23 protein-coding genes are annotated in these 21,132 nt (G+C 73.3%); 9 read left to right on the forward strand and 14 right to left on the reverse strand.

The window, feature by feature from the left end; translation table 11 throughout:
* Nucleotides 1-26: 26 nt before the first annotated feature.
* Nucleotides 27-1,046 carry a ketol-acid reductoisomerase gene (gene ilvC, locus H3H34_RS02310; RefSeq protein WP_194743633.1) on the forward strand — a complete coding sequence of 340 codons (1,020 nt, stop codon included), beginning with the start codon at nt 27-29 and terminating at the stop codon, nt 1,044-1,046.
* 52 nt (nt 1,047-1,098) lie between these two features.
* Nucleotides 1,099-2,196: a glycosyltransferase gene (locus tag H3H34_RS02315; RefSeq protein ID WP_194743634.1), complete on the forward strand. Its 1,098-nt coding sequence runs from the start codon at nt 1,099-1,101 to the stop codon at nt 2,194-2,196.
* Here H3H34_RS02315 and H3H34_RS02320 read toward each other — a convergent pair.
* The 12 genes from H3H34_RS02320 to rplU all read right to left on the reverse strand — a co-directional run bounded on the left by H3H34_RS02320 (nt 2,162) and on the right by rplU (nt 10,472).
* Complete coding sequence (locus tag H3H34_RS02320; protein WP_194743635.1) at nt 2,162-2,473, reverse strand: hypothetical protein; 312 nt, start codon at nt 2,471-2,473, stop codon at nt 2,162-2,164. The two genes, H3H34_RS02315 and H3H34_RS02320, sit on opposite strands and share 35 nt — an antisense overlap.
* A complete protein-coding gene (locus H3H34_RS02325) occupies nt 2,473-2,979 on the reverse strand; it encodes a demethoxyubiquinone hydroxylase family protein (RefSeq protein ID WP_207790720.1) in 507 nt (168 codons plus the stop codon). The genes H3H34_RS02320 and H3H34_RS02325 overlap by 1 nt, the downstream gene beginning before the upstream one ends.
* The gene (locus tag H3H34_RS02330; RefSeq protein ID WP_194743637.1) at nt 2,961-3,422 is read right to left on the reverse strand and encodes a disulfide bond formation protein B; all 462 of its coding nucleotides are present in this window, start codon (nt 3,420-3,422) and stop codon (nt 2,961-2,963) included. The genes H3H34_RS02325 and H3H34_RS02330 overlap by 19 nt, the downstream gene beginning before the upstream one ends.
* A gap of 5 nt (nt 3,423-3,427) precedes the next feature.
* Nucleotides 3,428-4,765: a S41 family peptidase gene (locus H3H34_RS02335; RefSeq protein WP_194743638.1), complete on the reverse strand. Its 1,338-nt coding sequence runs from the start codon at nt 4,763-4,765 to the stop codon at nt 3,428-3,430.
* A gap of 64 nt (nt 4,766-4,829) precedes the next feature.
* On the reverse strand, nt 4,830-5,240 hold the full coding sequence (locus H3H34_RS02340) for a 23S rRNA (pseudouridine(1915)-N(3))-methyltransferase RlmH (protein WP_235945244.1): 411 nt from the start codon (nt 5,238-5,240) through the stop codon (nt 4,830-4,832).
* Between the two features lie 3 nt (nt 5,241-5,243).
* Nucleotides 5,244-5,615, reverse strand: a complete 372-nt coding sequence (gene rsfS / locus H3H34_RS02345) for a ribosome silencing factor (protein ID WP_194751838.1) — start codon at nt 5,613-5,615, stop codon at nt 5,244-5,246.
* Nucleotides 5,612-6,226 carry a nicotinate-nucleotide adenylyltransferase gene (locus H3H34_RS02350; RefSeq protein ID WP_194743640.1) on the reverse strand — a complete coding sequence of 205 codons (615 nt, stop codon included), beginning with the start codon at nt 6,224-6,226 and terminating at the stop codon, nt 5,612-5,614. The genes rsfS and H3H34_RS02350 overlap by 4 nt, the downstream gene beginning before the upstream one ends.
* A complete protein-coding gene (locus tag H3H34_RS02355; RefSeq protein ID WP_194743641.1) occupies nt 6,223-7,491 on the reverse strand; it encodes a glutamate-5-semialdehyde dehydrogenase in 1,269 nt (422 codons plus the stop codon). The genes H3H34_RS02350 and H3H34_RS02355 overlap by 4 nt, the downstream gene beginning before the upstream one ends.
* Nucleotides 7,488-8,642, reverse strand: coding sequence for a glutamate 5-kinase (proB, locus tag H3H34_RS02360; RefSeq protein WP_408033942.1), 1,155 nt, complete (start codon nt 8,640-8,642; stop codon nt 7,488-7,490). Before proB ends, H3H34_RS02355 begins: the two co-directional genes overlap by 4 nt.
* The gene (gene obgE / locus H3H34_RS02365) at nt 8,627-9,682 is read right to left on the reverse strand and encodes a GTPase ObgE (RefSeq protein WP_194743642.1); all 1,056 of its coding nucleotides are present in this window, start codon (nt 9,680-9,682) and stop codon (nt 8,627-8,629) included. Before obgE ends, proB begins: the two co-directional genes overlap by 16 nt.
* 69 nt (nt 9,683-9,751) lie before the next feature.
* A complete protein-coding gene (rpmA, locus tag H3H34_RS02370) occupies nt 9,752-10,024 on the reverse strand; it encodes a 50S ribosomal protein L27 (protein WP_194743643.1) in 273 nt (90 codons plus the stop codon).
* Nucleotides 10,025-10,178: 154 nt separating this feature from the next.
* The gene (rplU, locus tag H3H34_RS02375) at nt 10,179-10,472 is read right to left on the reverse strand and encodes a 50S ribosomal protein L21 (protein WP_194743644.1); all 294 of its coding nucleotides are present in this window, start codon (nt 10,470-10,472) and stop codon (nt 10,179-10,181) included.
* Between the two features lie 196 nt (nt 10,473-10,668).
* Here rplU and H3H34_RS02380 point away from each other — a divergent pair, with 196 nt between their 5' ends.
* Nucleotides 10,669-11,937, forward strand: a complete 1,269-nt coding sequence (locus H3H34_RS02380) for a metal-dependent hydrolase family protein (RefSeq protein WP_194743645.1) — start codon at nt 10,669-10,671, stop codon at nt 11,935-11,937.
* A 73-nt stretch (nt 11,938-12,010) separates the two neighbouring features.
* Here H3H34_RS02380 and H3H34_RS02385 read toward each other — a convergent pair whose 3' ends face one another.
* Nucleotides 12,011-12,775: a hypothetical protein gene (locus H3H34_RS02385; RefSeq protein WP_194743646.1), complete on the reverse strand. Its 765-nt coding sequence runs from the start codon at nt 12,773-12,775 to the stop codon at nt 12,011-12,013.
* Entirely contained in the window at nt 12,772-14,382 is a 1,611-nt protein-coding gene (locus tag H3H34_RS02390; RefSeq protein ID WP_194743647.1) for a lysine--tRNA ligase, read from the reverse strand. Before H3H34_RS02390 ends, H3H34_RS02385 begins: the two co-directional genes overlap by 4 nt.
* Between H3H34_RS02390 and H3H34_RS02395 the strand changes: the two genes are divergently transcribed.
* From H3H34_RS02395 to H3H34_RS02420, 6 genes are read left to right on the forward strand one after another with little or no spacing between them, the layout of a single operon-like run.
* On the forward strand, nt 14,381-17,119 hold the full coding sequence (locus tag H3H34_RS02395; RefSeq protein WP_194743648.1) for an ATP-dependent DNA helicase: 2,739 nt from the start codon (nt 14,381-14,383) through the stop codon (nt 17,117-17,119). The genes H3H34_RS02390 and H3H34_RS02395 overlap by 2 nt on opposite strands.
* A 6-nt stretch (nt 17,120-17,125) precedes the next feature.
* Nucleotides 17,126-17,674 carry a SixA phosphatase family protein gene (locus tag H3H34_RS02400; RefSeq protein WP_194743649.1) on the forward strand — a complete coding sequence of 183 codons (549 nt, stop codon included), beginning with the start codon at nt 17,126-17,128 and terminating at the stop codon, nt 17,672-17,674.
* Nucleotides 17,671-18,288, forward strand: a complete 618-nt coding sequence (locus tag H3H34_RS02405) for a VOC family protein (protein WP_194743650.1) — start codon at nt 17,671-17,673, stop codon at nt 18,286-18,288. Before H3H34_RS02400 ends, H3H34_RS02405 begins: the two co-directional genes overlap by 4 nt.
* Nucleotides 18,289-18,329: 41 nt before the next feature.
* Nucleotides 18,330-19,355: an alanine racemase gene (gene alr, locus H3H34_RS02410; RefSeq protein WP_194743651.1), complete on the forward strand. Its 1,026-nt coding sequence runs from the start codon at nt 18,330-18,332 to the stop codon at nt 19,353-19,355.
* Nucleotides 19,352-20,137, forward strand: a complete 786-nt coding sequence (locus tag H3H34_RS02415) for an MlaE family ABC transporter permease (RefSeq protein WP_194743652.1) — start codon at nt 19,352-19,354, stop codon at nt 20,135-20,137. The genes alr and H3H34_RS02415 overlap by 4 nt, the downstream gene beginning before the upstream one ends.
* Complete coding sequence (locus H3H34_RS02420; RefSeq protein ID WP_194743653.1) at nt 20,134-20,907, forward strand: ABC transporter ATP-binding protein; 774 nt, start codon at nt 20,134-20,136, stop codon at nt 20,905-20,907. The genes H3H34_RS02415 and H3H34_RS02420 overlap by 4 nt, the downstream gene beginning before the upstream one ends.
* Nucleotides 20,908-21,132 lie beyond the last annotated feature (225 nt).

A 21,132-nucleotide genomic window follows, 5' to 3' on the forward strand; every position in this document is an offset into this window, starting at 1 on the left:
ATTCGCTGCAAACGAAAGGGATCTGAATGCGCGTCTACTATGACTCCGATGCCGACCTCGCGCTCATCCGGGAGAGGAAGGTCGCCATCCTCGGCTACGGCAGCCAGGGCCACGCCCACGCCGCCAACCTGCGCGATTCGGGCGTCGCCGAGGTTGCGGTTGCGCTCCGCCCCGGCTCGGCGAGCGCCGCCAAGGCCGCGGCCGCCGGCTTCCCGGTGATGACCGGCGCCGAGGCCGCGCGCTGGGCGGATGTCGTCATGGTGCTCGCGCCCGACGAGCACCAGGCCGCCATCTACGCCGAGGATCTTGCCCCCAACCTGCGCGAGGGGGCCGCGCTTGCCTTCGCCCACGGGCTCAACATCCACTTCGGGCTCATCGAGCCGCGGGGAGACCTCGACGTCTTCATGGTGGCGCCCAAGGGGCCGGGCCACACGGTCCGCGCCGAGTACCAGAAGGGCGGCGGGGTGCCGGCCCTCGTCGCCATCGCCCGGGACTCCTCGGGCAACGCCATGGACCTCGCCCTTTCCTATGCCTCGGCGCTTGGGGCTGGGCGTTCGGGCATCATCGAGACGAGCTTCCGCGAGGAGTGCGAGACCGACCTCTTCGGCGAGCAGGTGGTGCTCTGCGGCGGGCTCTCGCACCTCATCATGGCCGGGTTCGAGACGCTCGTCGAGGCAGGCTATGCGCCGGAGATGGCCTATTTCGAGTGCCTTCACGAAGTGAAGCTCATTGTCGACCTCATGTACGAGGGCGGCATTGCCAACATGCGCTACTCCATCTCGAATACTGCCGAGTATGGGGACTATTCGACGGGCCCCCGCATCATCACCGAGGAGACCAAGGCCGAAATGAAGCGGGTGCTCGAGGACATCCAGAAGGGCCGCTTCGTCGCCGACTTCATCGCCGACAACCGCGCAGGCAACCCGCGCCTCAAGGCCGCGCGGCGGCTGCAGGGCGCCCACCCCATCGAGGAGGTGGGCGAGCGGCTCCGGGCCATGATGCCGTGGATTGCCCGGAACCGCCTGGTCGACCGGGCGCGCAACTAGCCCTTGTCGGGGACAACCCGCGCGCTAGGGAGGCCAGCGGAACCGGCAGCCGATGCGCATCCTGACCCTCCTCCACGACCTTGCGGCCGGGGGGAGCGAGCGGGCGGCCCTGAGCCTTGCGGCGGAATGGCGCGCACTCGGCGCCGACTCGCGGCTGCTGCTGGCAGCGGCGGAGGGGCCGGCCGCGGTGCCGGATGGACTCCCCGTGACGGTGCTCGAAGGCGGCACGCCCCGCTCGCTCACCTCGCGGTTCCGCCTCGCCCGCCCGATCCGTGCGGCGGTCGAGGCGCTCCGGCCGGAGATCGTGTTCCTGCCCGGCAACTGGCACCTGCCGCTCGCTCGCGGCGCGGCGCTGGCCCGACCACGCCCGCGGATCGTCGCCAAGCTCTCGAACCCGCCGCTCCCGGATCTCTTCCCCGGGGCGGGGCCGTTTGCCGTGCGGGTCTTCCGGGCGCTCGCGGCACCGCTCGATGCGCTTGCCTTCTGGCCGCCGGCGCTTGCGCCCGAGCTGCGACGTCTGGTGCCGGCCACGCCGCTTGCCGCCGTGCCCAACCCGCCGCTCGCGCTCCCCGTGCGGCCGCGCGCTCCCCTGCCGCCCGCGCATCGGCGCACCCTGCTCGTCGCCGGGCGCCTCGTTCCGCAGAAGAACCTGGGCCTTGCCCTCGACGCCTTCGCGCTGGCCGCCGGCGCCCGCGAGCTGCGGCTTGACATCGCCGGCGACGGGCCGGAGCGCGCGGCGCTCGAGGCGCAGGTGGAGCGCCTCGGCCTTGCCGACCGGGTTCGCTTCCTCGGCCACGTGCCGGACCTGGCGGCACCGCTTGCTGGCGCCGACCTGCTGCTGCTGTCCTCCCGGTTCGAGGGCACGCCCGCGGTCGTGTTCGAGGCGCTCGCGGCCGGCGTTCCGGTCGTTGCGACCGCCTGTTCCCCGGTGCTGCCGCTTCTCCTCGATCGCCCGGGCCGGGGCCGGATCGTGGAGACGGCCGATCCGCGAGCCCTGGCACGCGCCATCCTCGCCCAGCTCGCGGAGCCGGAGGGCGTGGGCGACGTGGACGCCCTGCTCGCGCCGCACGCACCCGGGGCGATCGCCCGCCGCTACCTTGAACTCTTCACGGAGCTCACGGTGCAGCCGGCGCGGCGGGCGGCGGAGTGACGGACGCCTCCGGCCGCAACGCCGGGTAGCGTGCAAGCATGAGGGCCCGCTGCCGCTCCATCCGGGCCGTGGCCGACAGCTCGGGAAGGGCCGCGGCAGCCGCGGACGGCACGGCGGCGGGCAGGGCAGGAGGGGGCAGGGGAGGCGGTGCGGGCGCCCAATCCTCCACGCCATGGTGCAGCGCACCGAACCCAAGCCCGAGCGCGTCGTGGAAGGGGCAGGCGAGGCCGGGTGACGGGAGCAGCAGCGCGGCAAGCGCGAGGAGGCGCCCCGGCATCAGATCCGCTCCGACAGGCGGATGGCGATCCGGCAGCCGGCGCGGATTGCCGCCGAAAGCAGCGGGTAGAAGGGCACCTCCTCGGCGCCGTGCGCCACCGCCTCGTCGCGGTGCTCCACTTCGTCGGCCTGGAAGTCGGCGATGAGGGACTCGAGCTCGGGGTCGGCGCCGGCAAGCTGGTCGCGCTGGCTCTGGTAATGGCGGTCGATCTCCGTCTCGACCGCGGCCGTCACCGCCATCGCCGTCTTCGGCCCGGCGAGCGCCGAGGCGACTCCGAGCGCATAGCCGGCGATGTGCCAGAGCGGGTGGAGGAGGGTGGGGCGGACCCGGCGCCGCACGAGGAGCGCATCGAACGCGGCAAGGTGCCGCTGCTCCTGGTTCGCCATGCGCGCGATCTCGCCCGAGACGGCCGCACGGTCGCCCATCACCGCGAGCTGCCCGGCGTAGATCCGCGCGGCGCCATATTCGCCGGCGTGGTCCACGCGGATCATGCGTTCCGTGTCCATCCGTTCCTCCAGAGCCAGAGGCCGCCAAGCGCAGCAACCACCGAGATCACCACGTTCCATCCTGCCATGGACAGGCCGAGGAAGGACCAGGGGATCTGGTCGCACCGGACGACGGGCGCGGCGATGAGGGTGCCGAGCAGGTCGCCGCCGGCGGCAGGCGGCGCGGCGCAGCCCGGGCCGTCCCACCAGCGCTGCTCCACGCCGGCATGGAAGAGCCCGAGCGCGCCAGCGCCGAGCATGGCGAGAAGGGCCAGCGGCAGCAGGCGGGGAAGGGCGAGCGCGAGCGCTGCCGCAGCGATCACGCCGAGGTGCGCCCAGCGCTGCCAGTGGCACAGCTGGCACGGGACGAGGCCGCCGACGAACTGGAAGGCGAGCGCCCCGAGCACGAGGCTTCCGGAAACGGCAAGCAGGAGCCACGCCGCCTGGCGCGCGGCAGGGGCCATGCGCGTCAGTTGCCGCGGCGGTCGAGCGCCGCGTACTGCACCCCGCCGCCAAGCCGGGCGATGATGCGCGTCGCGTAGTCGAGCTGGAAGTCGGTGATGCCCCGGGCCCGCAGCTCGTCGGCCGTGAACGCGAAGCGCGGGTCGGTCTTGCCGTCCTCCTCGACCAGCCGGTCGTCGGCGCGCCGCTCGGCGACGAGATGGTTGCGGAGATCCGCCTCGCGCACGCGCGGGCGCTCGAGCCGCTGCGGGTCTGTCAGCTGGGGCACGAGGATGTCGGGGTCGATGCCCTCCTCCTGCACCGAGCGCCCGGAGGGCGTGTAGTAGCGCGCGGTCGTGAGCCGGAGGCCGGTGTCGGCAGACAGGGGAATGAGGGTCTGCACCGAGCCCTTGCCGAAGGTGCGCTGACCGACGACGAGGGCGCGGCGGCTGTCCTGGAGCGCGCCCGCCACGATTTCCGCAGCCGACGCCGAGCCCTCGTCCACGAGGACCACGAGCGGACGCCCGCCCGTCAGGTCGGGCGTTCGGGCATAGTAGCGCTCGATCGACTCCCTGGTGCGCCCCCGCTGCGAGACGATTTCGCCGCGCGGCAGGAAGGCATCGGTCACCTCGATCGCCTGGTCGAGCAGGCCCCCCGGGTTCGACCGCAGGTCGATGACGAAGCCCTTCAGCCCGGGCCCGATCTGCCGCTCGAGCGAAGTGATGGCCAGCCGCACCGCCTCGCCCGTCTGCCGGTTGAACGAGGCGATGCGGATGACGCCGACGTCGCCGCGGGCCTCCCAGCGGACCGGCCGGATCTTGATGATCTCGCGCTTCAGCGTGAATTCGAGCGGCTTCTGCACGCCCGGCCGCACGACCGTGAGCCGGATCGAGGTGCCCGGCCGCCCGCGCATCCGGTCGACCGCATCGTCGATCGTCGAGCCGAAGATGAGCTCGCCGTCGAGATGGGTGATGAAGTCCCCGGCACGGATGCCGGCGCGGGCTGCCGGCGTGTCGTCGGTCGGGGCGACCACCTTCACCGCCCCGTCCTCGGTCGTGACGGTCAGCCCCAACCCGCCATATTCCCCGTCGGTCTGCGAGCGCATCTGCGCGCTGTCGCGCGCCGTGAGATAGGAGGAGTGCGGGTCGAGGCTGGCGAGCATGCCGTCGATCGCGCCCTTGATGAGCGTCTGGTCATCGACCTGGTCGACGTAGTTCTCGCGGACGCGCAGGAACACCTCAACGAAGGCGTCGAGCTGGCGGTAGGTCTCGTTCTGCCTGGACGCCGACACCGCCGAGCCGATCGGCATGCCGACGGCCAGCGCTGCTGTCGCAGCAAGAAGGACGGTGGGCAGACGGTTCGTCATCCGGCTCCTCGGCTCCCGAACGGCCTGCATCCTAGCATGCCCTTGCAGGCGGAAAAGGGGGTCTTCAGCCGCGGTGATAGGGGTGGCCGGAGAGGATGGTGAAGGCCCGGTAGAGCTGCTCGGCGAGCATGGCGCGCACGAGGAGGTGCGGCCAGGTGGCGGGGCCGAAGGCGAGCACGAGGTCGGCCTGGTCGCGGGCTGCGGGCGGCAGGCCTTCGGCGCCGCCGATGAGGAAGAGGAGGTGGCGCGCCCCCGCGTCGCGCCAGGCGGCAATCCGCGCAGCAAGGCCGGGGGAGGGGAGGCTCGTGCCCGTCTCGTCGAGCGCGACCGTGACATCGGCCGCAAGTGCCGGCATGCCCCGCGCGCCGAACTCGACGAGCCGCGCTGCGACCGGCAGCCGGCCGAGGTAGCGCTCGGCGATCGCCTGTTCCTCGTGCCCTGCGCCCCGGCCGCCGGCGAGGATGGTGATCCGCAAGCCTCAGCGGCCCGAGGCGATCCGGACCGGGGCGCCGTCCGAGTCGAACGCCCACATCTTCTCGAGCGCGTAGAACTGCCGCACCTCGGGCCGGAAGATGTGGATGACGACGTCCCCGGCATCGAGGAGCACCCAGTCGGCGGCCGGGAGGCCCTCGATTCGCACCGGAAGCGCGAAGGTCTCGCGGATACGCTCAGCGAGCTTCTCCGCCATGGCGGCCACCTGGCGGGTGGAGCGGCCGCTCGCCACGACCATGTGATCGGCAATGGTCGACTTGCCGGCAAGCGGGATGGAGACGATGTCGATTGCCTGGTCGTCGTCGAGGGCGCGAAGCACCAGCGCGTGAAGCGCCTCGGCCCGGTCGGTGCCGGTCAAGACGCGCCCCGGTCGGAAGACGGAAGGAGGGACTCGGCCCAGCGGGGATCGGCGCGGCGGATCTCGGTCGCGGACCGGGGATCGAGCGCCTGGGGCAGCACGTAGAGCGAAGGCAGCGTGCGGTCTCTCCATCCTGCCGGCGACCGCCGGCGGAAGCGCCGGAGCCAGCCCATCGCCGGCGCGAACTGGCTGCGCCCACCATAGCCCGGCCGGGCGACGACGACAATCGGGACCATCCGGGCGATGCCCCGCCAGTCGTGCCAGCGGTGGAACTGCAACAGGTTGTCCGCCCCCATGATCCAGAGGAACCGCGCCTTGGGATGGAGCGCCCGCAGCGCGGCAATGGTGTCGGCCGTGAGCTGCGTGCCGAGGCGCGCCTCGAGGTCGGTCACGCGGATGCGGGGGTGGCGCGCGACGGCCCGCGCCGAGGCAAGCCTTGCGGCAAGCGGCGCCATGCCGGCCACCGGCTTCAGCGGGTTCTGCGGCGAGACCAGCCACCAGACCTCGTCGAGGCCGAACCGCCGCATGACCTCGAGGCTCACGAGCCTGTGCCCGCCATGGGCGGGGTTGAAGGAGCCGCCGAAGAGGCCGATCGCCGCGCCCTTCCTCAACCGGGGCGCACCTGGCCTGACCCGCGCACCTTGTACTTGTAGGTGGTGAGCCCCTCGAGTGCGACGGGCCCGCGCGCATGGAGCCGGCCGGTCGAGATCCCGATCTCGGCGCCGAAGCCGAACTCGCCGCCGTCGGCGAACTGGGTGGAGGCGTTCCAGAGCACGATGGCCGAGTCGACCGCGTCGAGGAAGCGCTCGGCGGTGGCCGCGTCCTCGGTCACGATCGAGTCGGTGTGGGCCGAGCCGTGCGCGGCGATGTGGGCGATCGCGCCTTCGACGCCGTCGACCGTCGCCACCGACAGGATGGCATCGAGATACTCGGTGTCCCAGTCTTGCGGAGTCGCCGGCACGAGCCGCGGGTCGAGCGCGAGGAGATCCTCGGTCACCCGGACCTCGCAGCCGGCATCCAGCAGGCGGGCAAGCATGGGGGCGCAAGCGCGGGCGATGGGCCGGTCGAGGAGGAGCGTTTCCATCGCCCCGCAGATGCCGGTGCGGCGCATCTTGGCGTTGAACGCGATCTCCGAGGCCATGGCGAGGTCGGCCGCGCGGTCCACGTAGACGTGGCAGATGCCGTCGAGGTGGGCGAGCACGGGTACGCGGGCCTCCTGCTGCACCCGCGCCACGAGGCCCTTGCCGCCGCGCGGCACCACAAGATCGACGAGGCCTTCCGCCCGCAGGAGCGCGCCGACGAGCGCCCGGTCAGCCGAGGGGACGAGCTGGACGGCGTCGGCCGGAAGCCCCTCGCCCACGATGCCCTCGACAAGGGCGGCGTGGATTGCGGCCGCCGAGCGCATCGCCTCCGAGCCGGGCCGCAGGATGGCGGCGTTGCCCGCCATCAGGCAGAGCGCGCCGGCATCGGCCGTAACGTTGGGGCGGCTCTCGAAGATGATCCCGACGACGCCGATGGGTACGCGCACGCGGGAGATGCGCAGGCCATTGGGCCGGGTCCACTCGGCGATGGTTTCACCCACCGGGTCGGGGAGCGCGGCCACCGCCTCGAGGCCGGCGGCGATGCCCTCGAGCCTCCGGTCATCGAGGAGGAGCCGGTCGAGCATGGCCGACGACAGGCCCGCGGCCCGTCCGGCCGCCATGTCCTCGGCGTTGGCGGCAAGGATCGCAGGCGCCGCGCTGCGGACGGCGCGTGCCGCCGCGCGCAGGGCGGCCGCCTTGCGTTCGGTCGGCGTGGCGGCGAGCACGCGGGCAGCCGCGCGCGCCCGGGCGCCGAGCTCGGCCATCAGGGCATCGGGGGAGAGGGCCAGGTTCATCGCATCACCATCTGGTCGCGGTGGATGACCGCGGAGCGGGGCGCATAGCCGAGAATGCCGGCGATGTCCTCGCGCCTGCGCCCGCGGATCCGCTCCACCTCCTGCGAATCATAGGCGACAAGCCCGCGCGCCACCACCCTGCCGTCAGGGCCGGCGACATCCACGGCATCTCCCCGGGCGAAGGCGCCCTCGACGCCCGTCACCCCGGCGGCAAGCAGGCTGCCGCCCGCGCGCAGCGCGGCAACCGCGCCGGCATCGACGAGAAGCCGCCCGGCAACGCGGAGCCGGCCGGACAGCCAGGCCTTGCGTGCCCGCTGGCCGGCCGGGGCGGGGAAGAGGGTGCCCTCGCCCGTCTCGAGGAAGCGGGCAAGCGGATGGTCTGCCGCGCCGGTCGCGATGGCGAGCGGGATCCCGGCGGCGTGGGCAATCCGCGCCGCCTCGAGCTTCGCGGCCATGCCGCCCGAACCCATGCCGGAGCGCGAGCGCGCATCGGCAAGGCCCGTGACTGACTCGAGATCGTCCACCCAGTCGATCCGCCGTGCATCGGGGCAGCTGTCGGGGTTGGCGGTGTAGAGCCCGTCCACGTCGGAGAGCAGGAGCACCGCCTCGGCGCGCGCGGCCTGGGCGACCCGTGCGGCCAGCCGGTCGTTGTCGCCGAAGCGGATTTCCTCGGTGGCCACCGAATCGTTCTCGTTCAGCACGGGCACGACCCCGAGCGAGACCAGCCGGTCGAGCGTGGCCGAGGCGTTGAGCCAGCGGCGCCGGTCCTCGAAGTCGCCGAGGGTCACCAGCATCTGCGCGGCGGTGAGGCCGTGGCCGCCGAGCGCCTCGGCCCAGAGGCCGGCGAGCAGGATCTGGCCGACAGCGGCTGCCGCCTGTGCATCCTCGAGGCTCGCCCGGCCGCCGCCCTTGAGGCCCAGCCGCCGCGCGCCGAGCGCGATCGCGCCGGAGGAGACGAGCACCACCCGCTGGCCCCGGGCGGCAGAGGCGGCGACGTCGGCTGCCAGCGTCTCGAGCCAGGCGCGCCGCGCGCTGCCGTCGGCGGCCACGAGGAGCGAGGACCCCACCTTGACGACGAGGCGCGTCGCCGCGCGGAACGGCGCCATCCGCGCTTCGGGGGCAGGCGGGGCGGCGTTCAGAGCGGAGTCCATCCACCCTCCGTGCGGGCGTCGGCGGCCTCTGCGGTTCGCACGTTCGCGGCAGGAGGCCCCAGACCCTCGATCACGCGGTCGAGCATGGCCTCGAGCCCTGCGCCGGTTGCCGAGGAGATGACGAGCGGCTCCTGGCCGGCTGCGCGCGCGAGGTTGCGGCGGGCCTGGCCGAGGCGGCGGGCGTCGGCTGCGTCCGCCTTGGTGAGGAGAAGGATCTCGGGCTTCTCGGCAAGCCCGGCGCCATAGGCGGCGAGCTCGGCGCGGACGGTGCGCCACGCGCCGACCGGCGACGGCCCGGTCGCATCGACGAGGTGGAGGAGAAGCCGGCAGCGCTCGATGTGGCCGAGGAAGCGGTCGCCGATTCCCGCCCCTTCCGCCGCCCCTTCGATGAGGCCCGGGATGTCGGCCACGACCACCTCGCGGCCGCGGTGCGCGGCGACGCCAAGCTGGGGCTTGAGCGTCGTGAAGGCATAGTCGCCGACGCGGGCCTTCGCCCGGGTGATGGCGTTCAGAAGGCTCGACTTGCCAGCGTTGGGCAGGCCGACGAGGCCGACGTCGGCGAGGAGCTTGAGCCTCAGCCAGACCGACAGCTCCTGCCCCGGGAACCCCTTCTGGAACTGGCGCGGGGCGCGATTGGTGGACGAGCGGAAATGGGCGTTGCCCTTGCCGCCGTCGCCGCCGCGGAGCAGCACCACCCGCTGCCCGGGCGCCGTGAGATCGGCAAGGAGGGTGCGCGCGGCGTCATCGGCGAGGATCTGGGTGCCGACCGGCACGGGGATCACGAGGTCGGCGCCGCCTGCGCCGGTCCGGTTGGCGCCCATGCCGTGGTGGCCCCGCTCGGCGCGGAAATGCTGCCGGTAGCGGAAGTCGATGAGCGTGTTGAGGCCGGGGACCGCCTCGAAGACGATGTCGCCCCCCTTGCCGCCGTCGCCGCCGTCGGGGCCGCCGAACTCGAGGAACTTCTCCCGCCGGAACGAGACGCAGCCGTCCCCGCCCCAGCCGGAGCGCAGGTGGATCTTGGCCTGGTCGAGGAACATCATCTGGCGGGGGCCCCATGCGAAAAGGCCGGGCGGGCGCCCGGCCTTCCGTGCGCCGCCCGGGGGCTTGGCCTACTCGGCGGGAGCCGCCTCGGCGACCACGACCGAGACATATTTCCGGCCGAGCTTGCCGTCGTGGAAGCGGACCGCGCCGTCGGCGGTGGCGAAGAGCGTGTGATCGCGGCCGATGCCGACGTTGGCGCCGGGCCAGAACTTCGTGCCCCGCTGGCGGACGATGATGTTGCCGGCGACGACCGCCTCGCCGCCGAACTTCTTGACCCCGAGCCGCCGGCCGGCCGAGTCCCGGCCGTTGCGCGACGAGCCGCCTGCCTTCTTGTGTGCCATGCCTTCCGCCTCTCCGTGCTGCCTGCCGCCCGCTGACCGTTGCCCGCCGCCTGCCGCCTGCCGCCTGCCGCCTGCCGCCTGCCGCCTGCCGCCTGTCGCCCGCCGCCTGCCGCCTGCCGCCCGCTGACCGTTGCCCGCCGCCTGCCGCCTGCCGTCAGCCGATCGAGACGATGCGGAGCACCGTCTGCAGCTGGCGGTGGCCGTTCTTGCGGCGATAGTTGTGGCGCCGCCGCTTCTTGAAGATGATGACCTTCTCGCCCTTGTTCTGGGCGACGATCTCGGCGGTCGCCTTCATGCCGTCGGCCGCCTTCAGGGCGCCATTTTCGGCCACGAGCAGCACGTCGAGCGAGACCGTGTCGCCCGCCTCGCCGGGGAGGCGCTCCACCGTGATCCGATCTTCGGGCGCCACCCGATACTGCTTGCCACCCGTGCGAACGACCGCGAACATCCTCGACCTCGGCACAACGGGAGCCACCGCGTGCGGCAGGCACCCGAATGAAGGAAGCGCGCGAGAGCCACCCCTCGCGCGGGAGCGGGGGCGTTACGCGAGAAGTCGCGCGCTTGTCAACCGCGCCCGGCCCCGGCAAGTCTGGCGCAGCAGGGCTCGGGGAAAGGAAGGGAAGGGGTTGCACAGGCGTCTCATCATGCTGGCTCTCGCAGGGCTCGTCGGCGCGGCCGTGCCCGCCGCGGCTGCGGAGGTCACCGCCATCCGCACCACGCGGCTTTTGGCCGACCCGCGCACCGGTACGCCGGTTCCAGGTACCGTCATCGTCGAGGGGGAGCGGATTGCGGCGGTCCTTTCGGCCGATGCGCCGCTGCCGGCCGGCGCGCGGGTGGTCGATCTCGGCAGCGCGACGGTGGTGCCGGGCCTCATCGATTCCCATGTCCACATCACCGGGGATCCGGGGCGCGGGCCGCTCTATGCCGTGACGGTGCCGCCCGAGCGGCACGTGGCGATCGGCGCCCGCAATGCCCTGCGCACGGTGCGCGCCGGCTTCACCACGGTGCGCGACCTCGGCTCGGCGCGGCTCACCGCCATGGCGCTCCGCGATGCCATCCGCGACGGCGACGTGCCCGGGCCCAGGATCCTCGCCTCGGGCCCGGCCATCTCGATCATCGGCGGGCACGGCGACGTCTCCGGCTTCCGGCCCGAGGTGGTGGAAGCCCTCTCCCAGGGCAACACCTGCACTGGCCCCGAGGAATGCGCGCGGCGCGTGCGCGAGGCCGCGCAGCGCGGTGTCGACGTCATCAAGATCACGGCGACGGGCGGCGTGCTCTCGCAGCAGGCGCGCGGACTCGAGAAGCATTTCTCCGATGCCGAGATGAAGGCGATCGTCGAGACGGCTGCGAGCCTCGGCCTCAGGGTCGCCGCCCATGCCCACGGCGATTCCGGGATTGCGGGTGCCGCCGCGGCGGGCGTCACCTCGATCGAGCACGGCACCTTCATGAGCCCCGAGAGCATGCGGCTGCTCCGCGCGCGGGGCATCTGGTTCGTGCCCACGCTCATGGCAACCCAGGGCCTTGTCGACCGGGTGGGCAAGTCGGTCTACACCCCGGTCGTCGAGGTAAAGGCGCGGCAGGCCATCGAAGCCTGGGGCAAGGCGCTCGCCGAGGCGGTCAAGGCCGGGGTGCCGATTGCGTTCGGCACGGATGCGGGCGTGTTCGAGCACGGGCGCAACGGCGAGGAGTTCGCGCTCATGGTGGAGAAGGGGGGCATGAGCCCGCGCGCGGCCCTCGTCTCGGCCACCGTGGGCGCGGCGACGATGCTCGGGCTGGAGCGCGAGATCGGCACGCTCGCGCCCGGCAAGTTCGCCGACCTGGTGGCCGTCGATGGCGACCCGCTCGCAGACCCCCGCGCGCTCACGCGCGTGCGATTCGTGATGGCCGCCGGCCGCACCATCCCGCTCGAGTGAGCAGCCGCCGGCGCAGGGTGCCTGCACCGCGCAGGCGGGCCAGCCCTCGGCGGGCGTGGGTCGCCCCGGGCCGTCACCCGGCAGCGATCTGCCCGAGCGGCGAGAGTCGCCGCGCAAGGGTGGCGGCACGGGCGACGTCCTGCGCGCGGAGCGCGGCCAGCACCTGCCGGCCGTTCGCCTGCACCAGCCGCTCGTAGGCATCCGCCGGGCGGTTGCGGTCGGCCCGGGCCAGCAGCGCCTCGGCCTTCTGGGCGTTCGCCCGCGGGTCGAGCGCAAGCAGGGTGAAGGCGTAGAAGACCGGGTAGAGCACCGAGGCGCCGTCGAGCGCAAGCGCGCGCTCGAAGTGGCGGAGGCTCTCCTCCTTGCGCGCGCCGACGGCGGTGCGGGCGACGAGCGGGCCGACGGTCGCCACCGTCTCGCCGTGCCAGCCGCCAAGCACGGCATGGGCGAGCGCATTGTCGGGCTCCCTCGCGAGCACCGTCTCGACGTCGCGGCGCGAGGCCCGGGCATTGCCGGCCGAGCCCTTCAGCTTGCCGAGATAGCCGGTCACGATGGCGCGCTCGAGGAGCGCGCGGCTGCTTCCCGGCGCGAGGCGGACGGCGGCATCCGCATCGGCCACGGCTGCCTCGAGGAGGCGCCGCGCCTCGGCCCGGTCGCGCGTCTCGTAGGTGGCGATGACCGAGGCGGCGCGGGCGGCGGCGATGCGGTCCTCGGCTGTCGCTCCTGCCCGGCCGAGCGCGACCGCGTCCGGGAAGCGGCCGGCGGCGAAGGCGTCGGCAGCTGGCGTCGCGAGCACCGGGCCGCCGACGAGCAGCGCGAGTGCAAGCGTGCGGATCATGCCGCCGGTTCCGGCAGCGCCTCGGCAATCAGGCGGCGGATGTTGGCCGTGCCGAAGAGGGCGATGAAGGTGCCCATGCGCGGGCCCTCGGAGCGGCCGAGCAGCACCTCGTAAAGCGCCTGGAACCAGGCGCGGAGCGGCTGGAAGCCGTGGCGCTTGCCGATCTCGTAGATCTCGTTCTGGATGGCCTCGGCGGGTGCCTCGGGGTTCGCCTCGAGCCAGCGGTCGAGCTCGGCGAGCGCCTCTGCCTCGCGCCGGTCAGGCGCGCGCCGGCGGAGCGTGGGGGCCACGTGGTCGCGATGGAAGGCGAGCGCATGCTCGATCATCGCGGCGAGCTTCGGGTCCCCCACCGGGTCGCATTCCGGCGCGTAGCGCTGGAGATACTCGCCGATGAGGTGGGGGTTGGCCTGGCCGGCAACGGAGACGAGGTTGAGGAGCAGCGAGAAGCTGACCGGCGGCAGCGGCGGCGGCGGGCCGTGGTGCACGTGGAACACCGGGTTGCCGAGCCGCTCCTTCGCCGGCTGGGTGGCCCAGACGCTCGCGAACTGGAAATAGTCATCCATGGCCCGGGGGATGACGCCCGCGTGCAGCTTCTTCGCCGCGCGCGGCTGCTGGTACATGTAGAGCGCCAGGCTTTCCGGCGGCGCATAGGCCAGCCACTCCTCGATGGTGAGGCCATTGCCTTTGGTCTTGGAGATCTTGGCGCCATGCTCGTCGAGGAACAGTTCGTAGGTGAAGCCCTCGGGCGGCCGGCCGCCGAGGATGCGGGCAATTCGCGACGAGAGGGTGACGGAGTCGATGAGGTCCTTCCCCGCCATCTCGTAGTCGACACCGAGCGCCACCCACCGCATCGCCCAGTCCACCTTCCACTGGCACTTGACGTTGCCGCCGGTGACCGGGCGGGTGACGCGCTCGCCCGTCTCGGGGTCGGCCCAGGTGACGGTGCCGGCTTCCGGGTCGCGGTCGAGGAGGGGCACCTGCAGCACGCGGCCCGTGCGCGGGCAGAGCGGCAGGAAGGGCGCGTAGGTGGCCCGCCGTTCCGGCCCAAGGGTGGGCAGCACCACCTCGCGCACCTCGTCGTAGGCCGCGAGGATCCTGAGGAGCACGGCATCGAACCGGCCGGAGCGGTAGCAGTCGGTCGCCGAGAGGAACTGGTAGTCGAAGCCGAACCGGTCGAGGAAGGCCCGGAGCCGTGCGTTGTTGTGGGCGCCGAAGCTCGCGTGCGTTCCGAACGGGTCTGGCACGTCGGTCAGCGGCCGGTCGAGGTGCGCGGCGAGCAGCTCCTGGTTGGGCAGGCCGGGCGGCACCTTGCGCATGCCGTCCATGTCGTCGGAGAAGGCGATGAGCCGGGTCGGCACGCCGGGGCAGAGGAGCTCGAAGGCGCGGCGGACCATGGTGGTGCGCACCACCTCGCCGAAGGTGCCGATGTGCGGCAGGCCGGAGGGGCCGTAGCCCGTCTCGAAGACCACCCCCTCGGCGGGGAACCCTTCCGGGTAGCGGGCGACGAGCTTGCGCGCTTCCTCGAACGGCCAGGCCTTGTTGGTTGGCGCCTCGGCCCGCAGCGCGGCTAGCTCTTCCTCGCGCAATGCGGCAAGCCCGGTCTCCATGGCGGCTCCCTTGCCATATCCGGCGTGCGTCGCAAGCCACGGCGCGGCGTGGCTCGCCGCGCCCGGCGGCGAGGCCGAGGCGGTCGACCCGCGCGCGGCGGCCCGCCGCCTCGCCGACACGCCGCACCTCCTCGTCAACGCGCCGCTGGTTGCGAGCCGCCTCGGCCTGCCCGAATGCCCGGGCCTCGACCTTCTCGAGCTCTTCGCCTTCGTCCACCCGGCGCGCTTCGTCGTGCCGAGCGCGGCGGGCCTTTCGGCCTTCCTCGGCCTGCCGCTGCCGGACACGCTTGCCGCCGAGGCCCGCCTCCTCGGCGCGCTTGCCGCCCGGCTGCTTGCCACCCTTGGCGACCCGCTCTGGCCCGCGCGGGCCGGGGCCTTCGAGTCGGCCCTGCGGCTCGAGCGGCGGGGGTGGGGCTGGGCGGCGGAGGTCCGCTCCCGGCTTGCTGCGCCTGCCCGCCCCGAGCCGTCGCTCTTCGCGGCGCTTCCCCGCTTCGAGGAGGCACCGCCCAGGCCCGAGCCGGCCGTCGTCCGGCTCGCCGAGGAGGAAGTCGAGGCCCGGCTCGCGGCCCTGCGCGGAAGCCGGCGCGAGCCGCGCCCCCTCCAGCGCGCCTACGCCCGCGCGCTCCTCCACGCCTTCCAGCCGCGCGAGACCCGGGACGGCCCCAACCTGGTTGTCGCCGAGGCCGGGACGGGCATTGGCAAGACGCTCGGCTACCTCGCGCCGGCTGCGCTCCACGCCGAGCGTACGGGCGGTGCGGTCTGGCTCTCCACCTACACCCGCGCGCTCCAGCGCCAGCTCCGGGCAGAGACGCGGGCAAGCCTTCCGCCGCACCTCGGGGGGCGGCCCATCGTGGTGCGCAAGGGGCGCGAGAACTATCTCTGCCTCCTCAACCTCGAGGATGCGCTGCAGGCGGGCTTCTCGGGCCGCTCGGGGATCCTGGCCGAGCTGGTCGCCCGCTGGGCGCGCTACACCGCCGATGGCGACATGGCGGGCGGCGACCTGCCGGGCTGGCTTCCCGCACTGTTCCGCGCGCGCGCCGGCCTTGCCGGCCTTTCCGACCGGCGCGGCGAGTGCATCCGCGCGGCCTGCCCCCACTACCGCGCCTGCTTCATCGAGCGGGGCGTGCGCGCGGCAGGCGAAGCATCGCTCGTGATTGCGAACCACGCGCTCACCATGGCGGTGGTGGCCCGAGGCGGCGGAGAGGTGCCGCAGCGGCTCCTCTTCGACGAGGGGCACCATCTCGCCGACGCGGCCGACAGCGCCTTTGCCCTCGCGCTCACTGGCGCCGAGGCGATCGAGCTTCGCCGCTGGCTCCTCGGACCCGAGGGCAGCGGGCGGCGCGTCGGCCGCCGGCGGGGGCTCGCCGCCCGGCTCCTCGACCTCTCCGCCCATGACGAAGGCGGCGCTGCCGCCCTCGATGCCGTGCTCGAGGCAGCGCGCCTGCTGCCCGCGGACCAGTGGCTCGACCAGATCGGCGCGGGCGAACCCGAGGGGCCAGTCGAGGCCTTCCTCGCGGCCGTGCGCACGCAGGTGCTGACTTGCGCTGCGGAGCGCGACGAGGGCCACAGCCTCGAGACCGCCGTGGCCGATCTGCTGCCCGGCCTCGTCGAGGCGGCAGAGGCCGCCCGCCGGGCGCTCGCCAGGCTGCGGCAGGCCATGGGTGTGCTGGGCGTGCGCCTTGCGCAGGTCGCCCAGGCCCGGCCGGACTGGCTCGATGCGCCCGGCCTCGCGCGCCTCGAGGCGGCAGCCGCCGGGCTTGCCGAGCGGGCGGAGCGCCTTGGCGCCTGGGAGGCGATGCTCGCCCGGATCGGCGGCGCGGCCGACCCCCGCTTCGTGGACTGGTTCGCGCTCGTCCGCGTGCAGGGAGACGAGCGCGATGCCGGCATGTTCCGCCACTGGCTCGACCCGCTCGTCCCGCTGGCAGGCGCCGTCCTCTCCCGCGCGCACGGCGTTGCCGTCACCTCGGCCACGCTCGCCGGGCCTGAGGAGCCGGAGGAGCGGCTGGGGGACGCCGTCGGCGCGGCCCACCTGGCAACCGCTCCGCGCCTGTTCCGCGCGCCGAGCCCGTTCGACTATGCCGCGAACGCTCGGGTGTTCATCGCAACCGACGTGACTCCGAAGGACCCGGCCATGCTGGCGCTCGCCTTTGCGCGCCTCATCCGGGCGGCCGACGGCGGGGCGCTCGGCCTCTTCACCGCCATCGCGCGGCTGCGCTCGGTCCACGCCCGGATTGCCGCGGAGCTGGCCGCCCACGGCCTGCCGCTCTACGCCCAGCATGTGGACCCCATGGACCCGGGCACGCTCGTCGAGCTCTTCCGTGCCGACCGGCGCGCTTCGCTGTTCGGCACCGATGCGCTGCGCGACGGAGTCGACGTGCCGGGCGAGTCGCTGCGCCTCATCGTGTTCGAGGGCGTGCCCTGGTCGCGCCCGACGATCCTCGAGACGGCGCGGCGCGCGGCCTTCGGCGGCCAGGCGCACGAGGACCGGCAGGTGCGAAGGCGACTCGCCCAGGCCTTCGGCCGGCTCATCCGGCGCGCGGATGACCGGGGCGTGTTCGTCCTCCTCGGCCCGCAGGTGCCGAGCCGGCTTCTGTCGGCCTTCCCGCCCGACGTTCCGATCCGCCGCCTGCCGCTCGCAGACGTCGTGGCCGAGACTCGAGCCTTCCTCGGCAGCGCTTGCCAGTCTGAAGGCGTCTTCCTAGGACGCGCCGGCGCCGGGGCTGGCGCGGAGGAGTGACGGGGCTTGCGGTTGCTGAGCCTGCTGCGCCATGCGAAGTCGAGCTGGGATGACCCGGTGCAGCGGGACTTCGACCGGCCGCTCAATGCCCGCGGCCGCCGGGCGGCCGTGCGCATGGGCCAGTATCTGCGCGACGAGGGCCTTCACTTCGATGCCGTGATCGCCTCGCCCGCAGTCCGGGTGCTCGAGACGCTCGAGGGCGTGGAGGAGGGGCTCGGCCGGAGCCTTGGGGCAACCCACGACCGGCGCATCTACATGGCCTCGGCGGCAAGCCTGCTCGATCTCGTCCAGGGAGCCCACGACGTGCCGCACCTGCTGCTCGTGGGCCACAACCCGGGGCTCGAGGATCTGGTGCTGCTGCTGACCCCCGACGACGCGAGCCCGCTCCGCGCCGCGGTTGCCGAGAAATATCCCACGGCCGCGCTTGCCACCCTTGCCTTCGCGGTCGATTCGCTTGCGGCAGTCCGTGAAGGGCAGGGGCACCTGACCCGCTTCACTCGGCCCCGCGACCTTGACCCGTCGCTTGGGCCCGATGCCCGAGAGGAGGCGCGATGAGGACAGCCATGACGAAGGGCGGGGCTCTGCGGGCGGCTGCAGCGGGGGCGCTCCTTCTCGCCGGCGGACTTGCGGCGGCCGCGCCGCCGAAGGCCGAAGGTCCGCGCGCGGCCGGTGTCGAGGTGCCCGCCGAGCGCGTGCCGACCGACATCCGCCGCCTCACCATCCTCGTGCGCGACATGGACCGGAGCCTTGCCTTCTGGCGCGACGTGCTCGGCCTTCGCGTGAACTACGATGCGCGAATCCGCGTCTCGGGCGTGGCGCTTCCGGCCGGCGTGCCCGGCAACGAGACCCGGCTTGTGCTCCTCAACGGCAACGACCCCTGGATCGGCTGGATCGGCCTCATGCAGTTCACCGACCCGCCGCTGCCCGACGCAGGGGCTCCGTATCCCACCCGGCTGGGCGCGGGCGGCCACGTGCTCGTCGTGAACGTGGACGATGCGGCAAAGCGCTGCGCCATGGCGAAGGCGCTCCCCGGCGTCACCATGACGGCGGAACCACGCCTCCAGGTCTACGAAGGGCGCAACGGCGGCCCGCCCATCCGGGTGATGGGCTGCAACGTCTTCGACCCCGACGGCACGTTCGTCGAGATCAACCAGATCCTCGCCGACTGAGGCGGCTGGGACTTCGCCCGGGGATGTCCTAGGGGCTCCGCGTGGTTCCGCTCCGTCTCACGGTCGACCGCGCCGCGCTCGCGCGCAACTGGCGCTGGTTCCGCGACCGCGCCGGCGTGCCCGCGGCAGCGGCAGTCAAGGCCGACGGCTACGGCCTCGGCGCGCGCCTCGTCGTCGATGCGCTGTTCGCGGCCGGCGCGCGGAGCTTCCTCGTCTCGACCTTTGCCGAGGCCGCCGCCCTCGGCCCGCCCGGCGAGGGCGCCGACGTCGTCGTCCTTCACGGCTTCGCGGCCGAGGAAGCCCCCCTTGCAGCAAGCCTCCCCTGGGCACGACCGGTCCTCAACACCGGCCGGCAGGTCCGGGCCTGGGCGTCTGCCTTCCCCGGGCGGCCGGCCGACCTCATGGTCGAGACCGGCATGAACCGCCTTGGCCTGGCCCCTGCCGACGCCGCCTCCGCGCTCGTGGCCGTTCCGGTCGAGACGGTCCATAGCCACCTCGCGACTGCCGATGAACCCGCGAACCCCATGGCCGAGGCGCAGCTCGCCCGCTTCCGGGAGATTGCCGCCGCCTGCCCGGGGCCCCGCTTCAGCATCGCCAACTCGGCCGCCGTCTGCCGCGGCCCGGCGTTTGCGCTCGACCTCGTGCGGCCGGGCCTCGGGCTCTACGGCGGCGTGCCCCACCCGGCCGCGGACGTGGTACCGGTCGTCACCCTCGCCGCGCGCGTCCTCCAGGTAAAGCCGCTCGCCCAGGGCGACCCGGTCGGCTACGGCGCTGCCTGGCGCGCGCCCGGCCCGGCCAGGGTCGCGACGGTCAACCTCGGCTATGCCGACGGCATCTTCCGCGCGCTCGGCCCCGCGCTCCTGTTCCGCGCCGGGGACCGGCGCTGCCCGGCGGTCGGCCGGGTCTCGATGGACATGCTGGCCGTCGACGTGACGGGCACGGACGTCGCCGAGGGCGACTGGCTCGAACTGGGGTTCGACGTGCCCCGGCTTGCCGCCGTCTCCGGGCTCTCGCAGTATGAGCTCCTCGTCTCGCTCGGCCGACGCTTCGAGAGGGTGGCGGCATGAGGCTTGCAGCGCGCGCACTGGTGACCCTGGGTGCCTTCGTGCTCCAGGGGCTTGCCGCGCTCGGCGGCATGGCGCTGTTCGCGGCAACGGCGCTCGGCCGTGCCGTGCGCCCGCCCTGGTACCCGGCGCGGCTCCTCGAGCAGATGGCCCTCGTCGGCTGGTTCTCGCTGCCGGTCGTGGGGCTCACCGCGCTCTTCACCGGCGCGGCGCTTGCCCAGCAGGTGTTCGTGGGCGGCAGCCGCTTCAACGCCGAGTCGACCGTGCCGGCCATCACCGTGATTGCCGTGGTGCGCGAGCTCGGGCCGGTGCTGGCCGGGCTCATGGTTGCCGGACGTGTCTCCTCGGCGATGGCGGCCGAGATCGCGACCATGCGCGTGACCGAGCAGCTCGACGCCCTCGTCACCCTGCGGACCGACCCGTTCCGCTACCTCATCGCCCCCCGGCTCGTTGCCGCCACGCTCGTGCTGCCGCTTCTCGTCATTGTCGCCAACGCGATCGGCGTGCTCGGCGGCTACCTCATCGCCACCACCCGCCTCGGCTTCAACGGCGCGACCTACCTCGTCACCACCGCCCGCTACCTCGAGTGGGAGGACGTGCGCTCGTCGCTCGTGAAGGCGGCCGTCTTCGGCTTCATCCTGGCGCTTGCCGGCTGCTACAACGGCTTCCGCTCGACCGGCGGGGCTGCCGGCGTGGGCCGCGCCACCACCAACGCCGTCGTCGTCGCCTTCATCCTCATCCTGCTCGCCAACCTCGTCATCACCGTGCTGGTCTTCGGGCAATGACCACGCCGCGGCTTGCGCTCCGGGGCTTGAGGAAGGCGTTCGGCCGGCGGGAGGTCCTCGCGGGCGTCGATCTCGACGTGCGGGCCGGCGAATCGCTCGTGGTCATCGGCGCCTCCGGCACGGGGAAGTCCGTTCTCCTCAAGTGCATCCTCGGGCTGCTGCGGCCCGATTCCGGCTCGATCCGGCTCGACGGCGAGGAGCTCGTGGGCCTTTCGGGCCCCCGGCTGGAGGCGGCGCGCGCCCGCATCGGCATGCTGTTCCAGGGGAGCGCCCTCTTCGACTCGCTCCCGGTCTGGCGGAACGTCACCTTCGCCCTCACCTCCGGTCGCTCGGTGCGCGGCCGCGAGATGAAGGCCCGCGCGATCGCCGAGCTGGCGCGGGTGGGGCTCGCCCCGGAAGTCGCCGACCTGCGGCCGGCGGCGCTCTCGGGCGGCATGCAGAAGCGGGTGGCCCTGGCCCGCGCCATCTGCGCCCGGCCGGACATCCTCTTCTTCGACGAGCCGACGACCGGGCTTGACCCGGTGATGGCCGGCCAGATCGACCGGCTGATCCGCGAACAGGTCTCGGCCCTTGGCGCGACGGCGCTCTCGATCACCCACGACCTCGAGTCCGTCCGCCGCGTGGCGGACCGGGTGGCGATGCTCGCCGGCGGCAGGATCGTGTGGGAAGGGCCGGTCGGGGTGCTCGATTGCTCGGGCCATCCGCTGGTCGAGCGGTTCGTGCGCGGTCGCGCCGGCGACTCGCCGGTCGGCGCGGAGGCGCCGGCCTGACCCGGCAGCGTTAATCAACGCTTCGACTTCAAGGGGTTGAAGCCGATGCTGCGCCGTGTCATAACCTCGCCAAGGTCGCATGATAACGGACAGCTGGTTGAGCGGAGGGTCTTCCCCCTCCGCGAGCGAAGGGTCGGTCATGTCGGTTCATGTGGGCTGGAAGCCGATCGTGGTGTCGGTCGCCGTCGGGTTCGCCGCGGGCTTTTTCCTCGTCTGGAATGCCAT

This window comes from Thermaurantiacus tibetensis (assembly GCF_015354055.1).
GTDB classification, from domain to species: Bacteria; Pseudomonadota; Alphaproteobacteria; order Sphingomonadales; family Sphingomonadaceae; genus Thermaurantiacus; species Thermaurantiacus tibetensis.

Excerpts from the sequence above, each read along its gene's own strand:
- ilvC (WP_194743633.1), top strand. The coding sequence starts at position 27 with ATGCGCGTCTACTATGACTCCGATGCCGACCTCGCGCTCATCCGGGAG.
- H3H34_RS02315 (WP_194743634.1), top strand. The coding sequence starts at position 1,099 with ATGCGCATCCTGACCCTCCTCCACGACCTTGCGGCCGGGGGGAGCGAG.
- H3H34_RS02320 (WP_194743635.1), bottom strand. The coding sequence starts at position 2,473 with ATGCCGGGGCGCCTCCTCGCGCTTGCCGCGCTGCTGCTCCCGTCACCC.
- H3H34_RS02325 (WP_207790720.1), bottom strand. The coding sequence starts at position 2,979 with ATGGACACGGAACGCATGATCCGCGTGGACCACGCCGGCGAATATGGC.
- H3H34_RS02330 (WP_194743637.1), bottom strand. The coding sequence starts at position 3,422 with ATGGCCCCTGCCGCGCGCCAGGCGGCGTGGCTCCTGCTTGCCGTTTCC.
- H3H34_RS02335 (WP_194743638.1), bottom strand. The coding sequence starts at position 4,765 with ATGACGAACCGTCTGCCCACCGTCCTTCTTGCTGCGACAGCAGCGCTG.
- H3H34_RS02355 (WP_194743641.1), bottom strand. The coding sequence starts at position 7,491 with ATGAACCTGGCCCTCTCCCCCGATGCCCTGATGGCCGAGCTCGGCGCC.
- proB (WP_408033942.1), bottom strand. The coding sequence starts at position 8,642 with ATGGACTCCGCTCTGAACGCCGCCCCGCCTGCCCCCGAAGCGCGGATG.
- obgE (WP_194743642.1), bottom strand. The coding sequence starts at position 9,682 with ATGATGTTCCTCGACCAGGCCAAGATCCACCTGCGCTCCGGCTGGGGC.
- rpmA (WP_194743643.1), bottom strand. The coding sequence starts at position 10,024 with ATGGCACACAAGAAGGCAGGCGGCTCGTCGCGCAACGGCCGGGACTCG.
- rplU (WP_194743644.1), bottom strand. The coding sequence starts at position 10,472 with ATGTTCGCGGTCGTTCGCACGGGTGGCAAGCAGTATCGGGTGGCGCCC.
- H3H34_RS02380 (WP_194743645.1), top strand. The coding sequence starts at position 10,669 with ATGCTGGCTCTCGCAGGGCTCGTCGGCGCGGCCGTGCCCGCCGCGGCT.
- H3H34_RS02385 (WP_194743646.1), bottom strand. The coding sequence starts at position 12,775 with ATGATCCGCACGCTTGCACTCGCGCTGCTCGTCGGCGGCCCGGTGCTC.
- H3H34_RS02395 (WP_194743648.1), top strand. The coding sequence starts at position 14,381 with ATGGCGGCTCCCTTGCCATATCCGGCGTGCGTCGCAAGCCACGGCGCG.
- H3H34_RS02390 (WP_194743647.1), bottom strand. The coding sequence starts at position 14,382 with ATGGAGACCGGGCTTGCCGCATTGCGCGAGGAAGAGCTAGCCGCGCTG.
- H3H34_RS02405 (WP_194743650.1), top strand. The coding sequence starts at position 17,671 with ATGAGGACAGCCATGACGAAGGGCGGGGCTCTGCGGGCGGCTGCAGCG.
- H3H34_RS02415 (WP_194743652.1), top strand. The coding sequence starts at position 19,352 with ATGAGGCTTGCAGCGCGCGCACTGGTGACCCTGGGTGCCTTCGTGCTC.
- H3H34_RS02420 (WP_194743653.1), top strand. The coding sequence starts at position 20,134 with ATGACCACGCCGCGGCTTGCGCTCCGGGGCTTGAGGAAGGCGTTCGGC.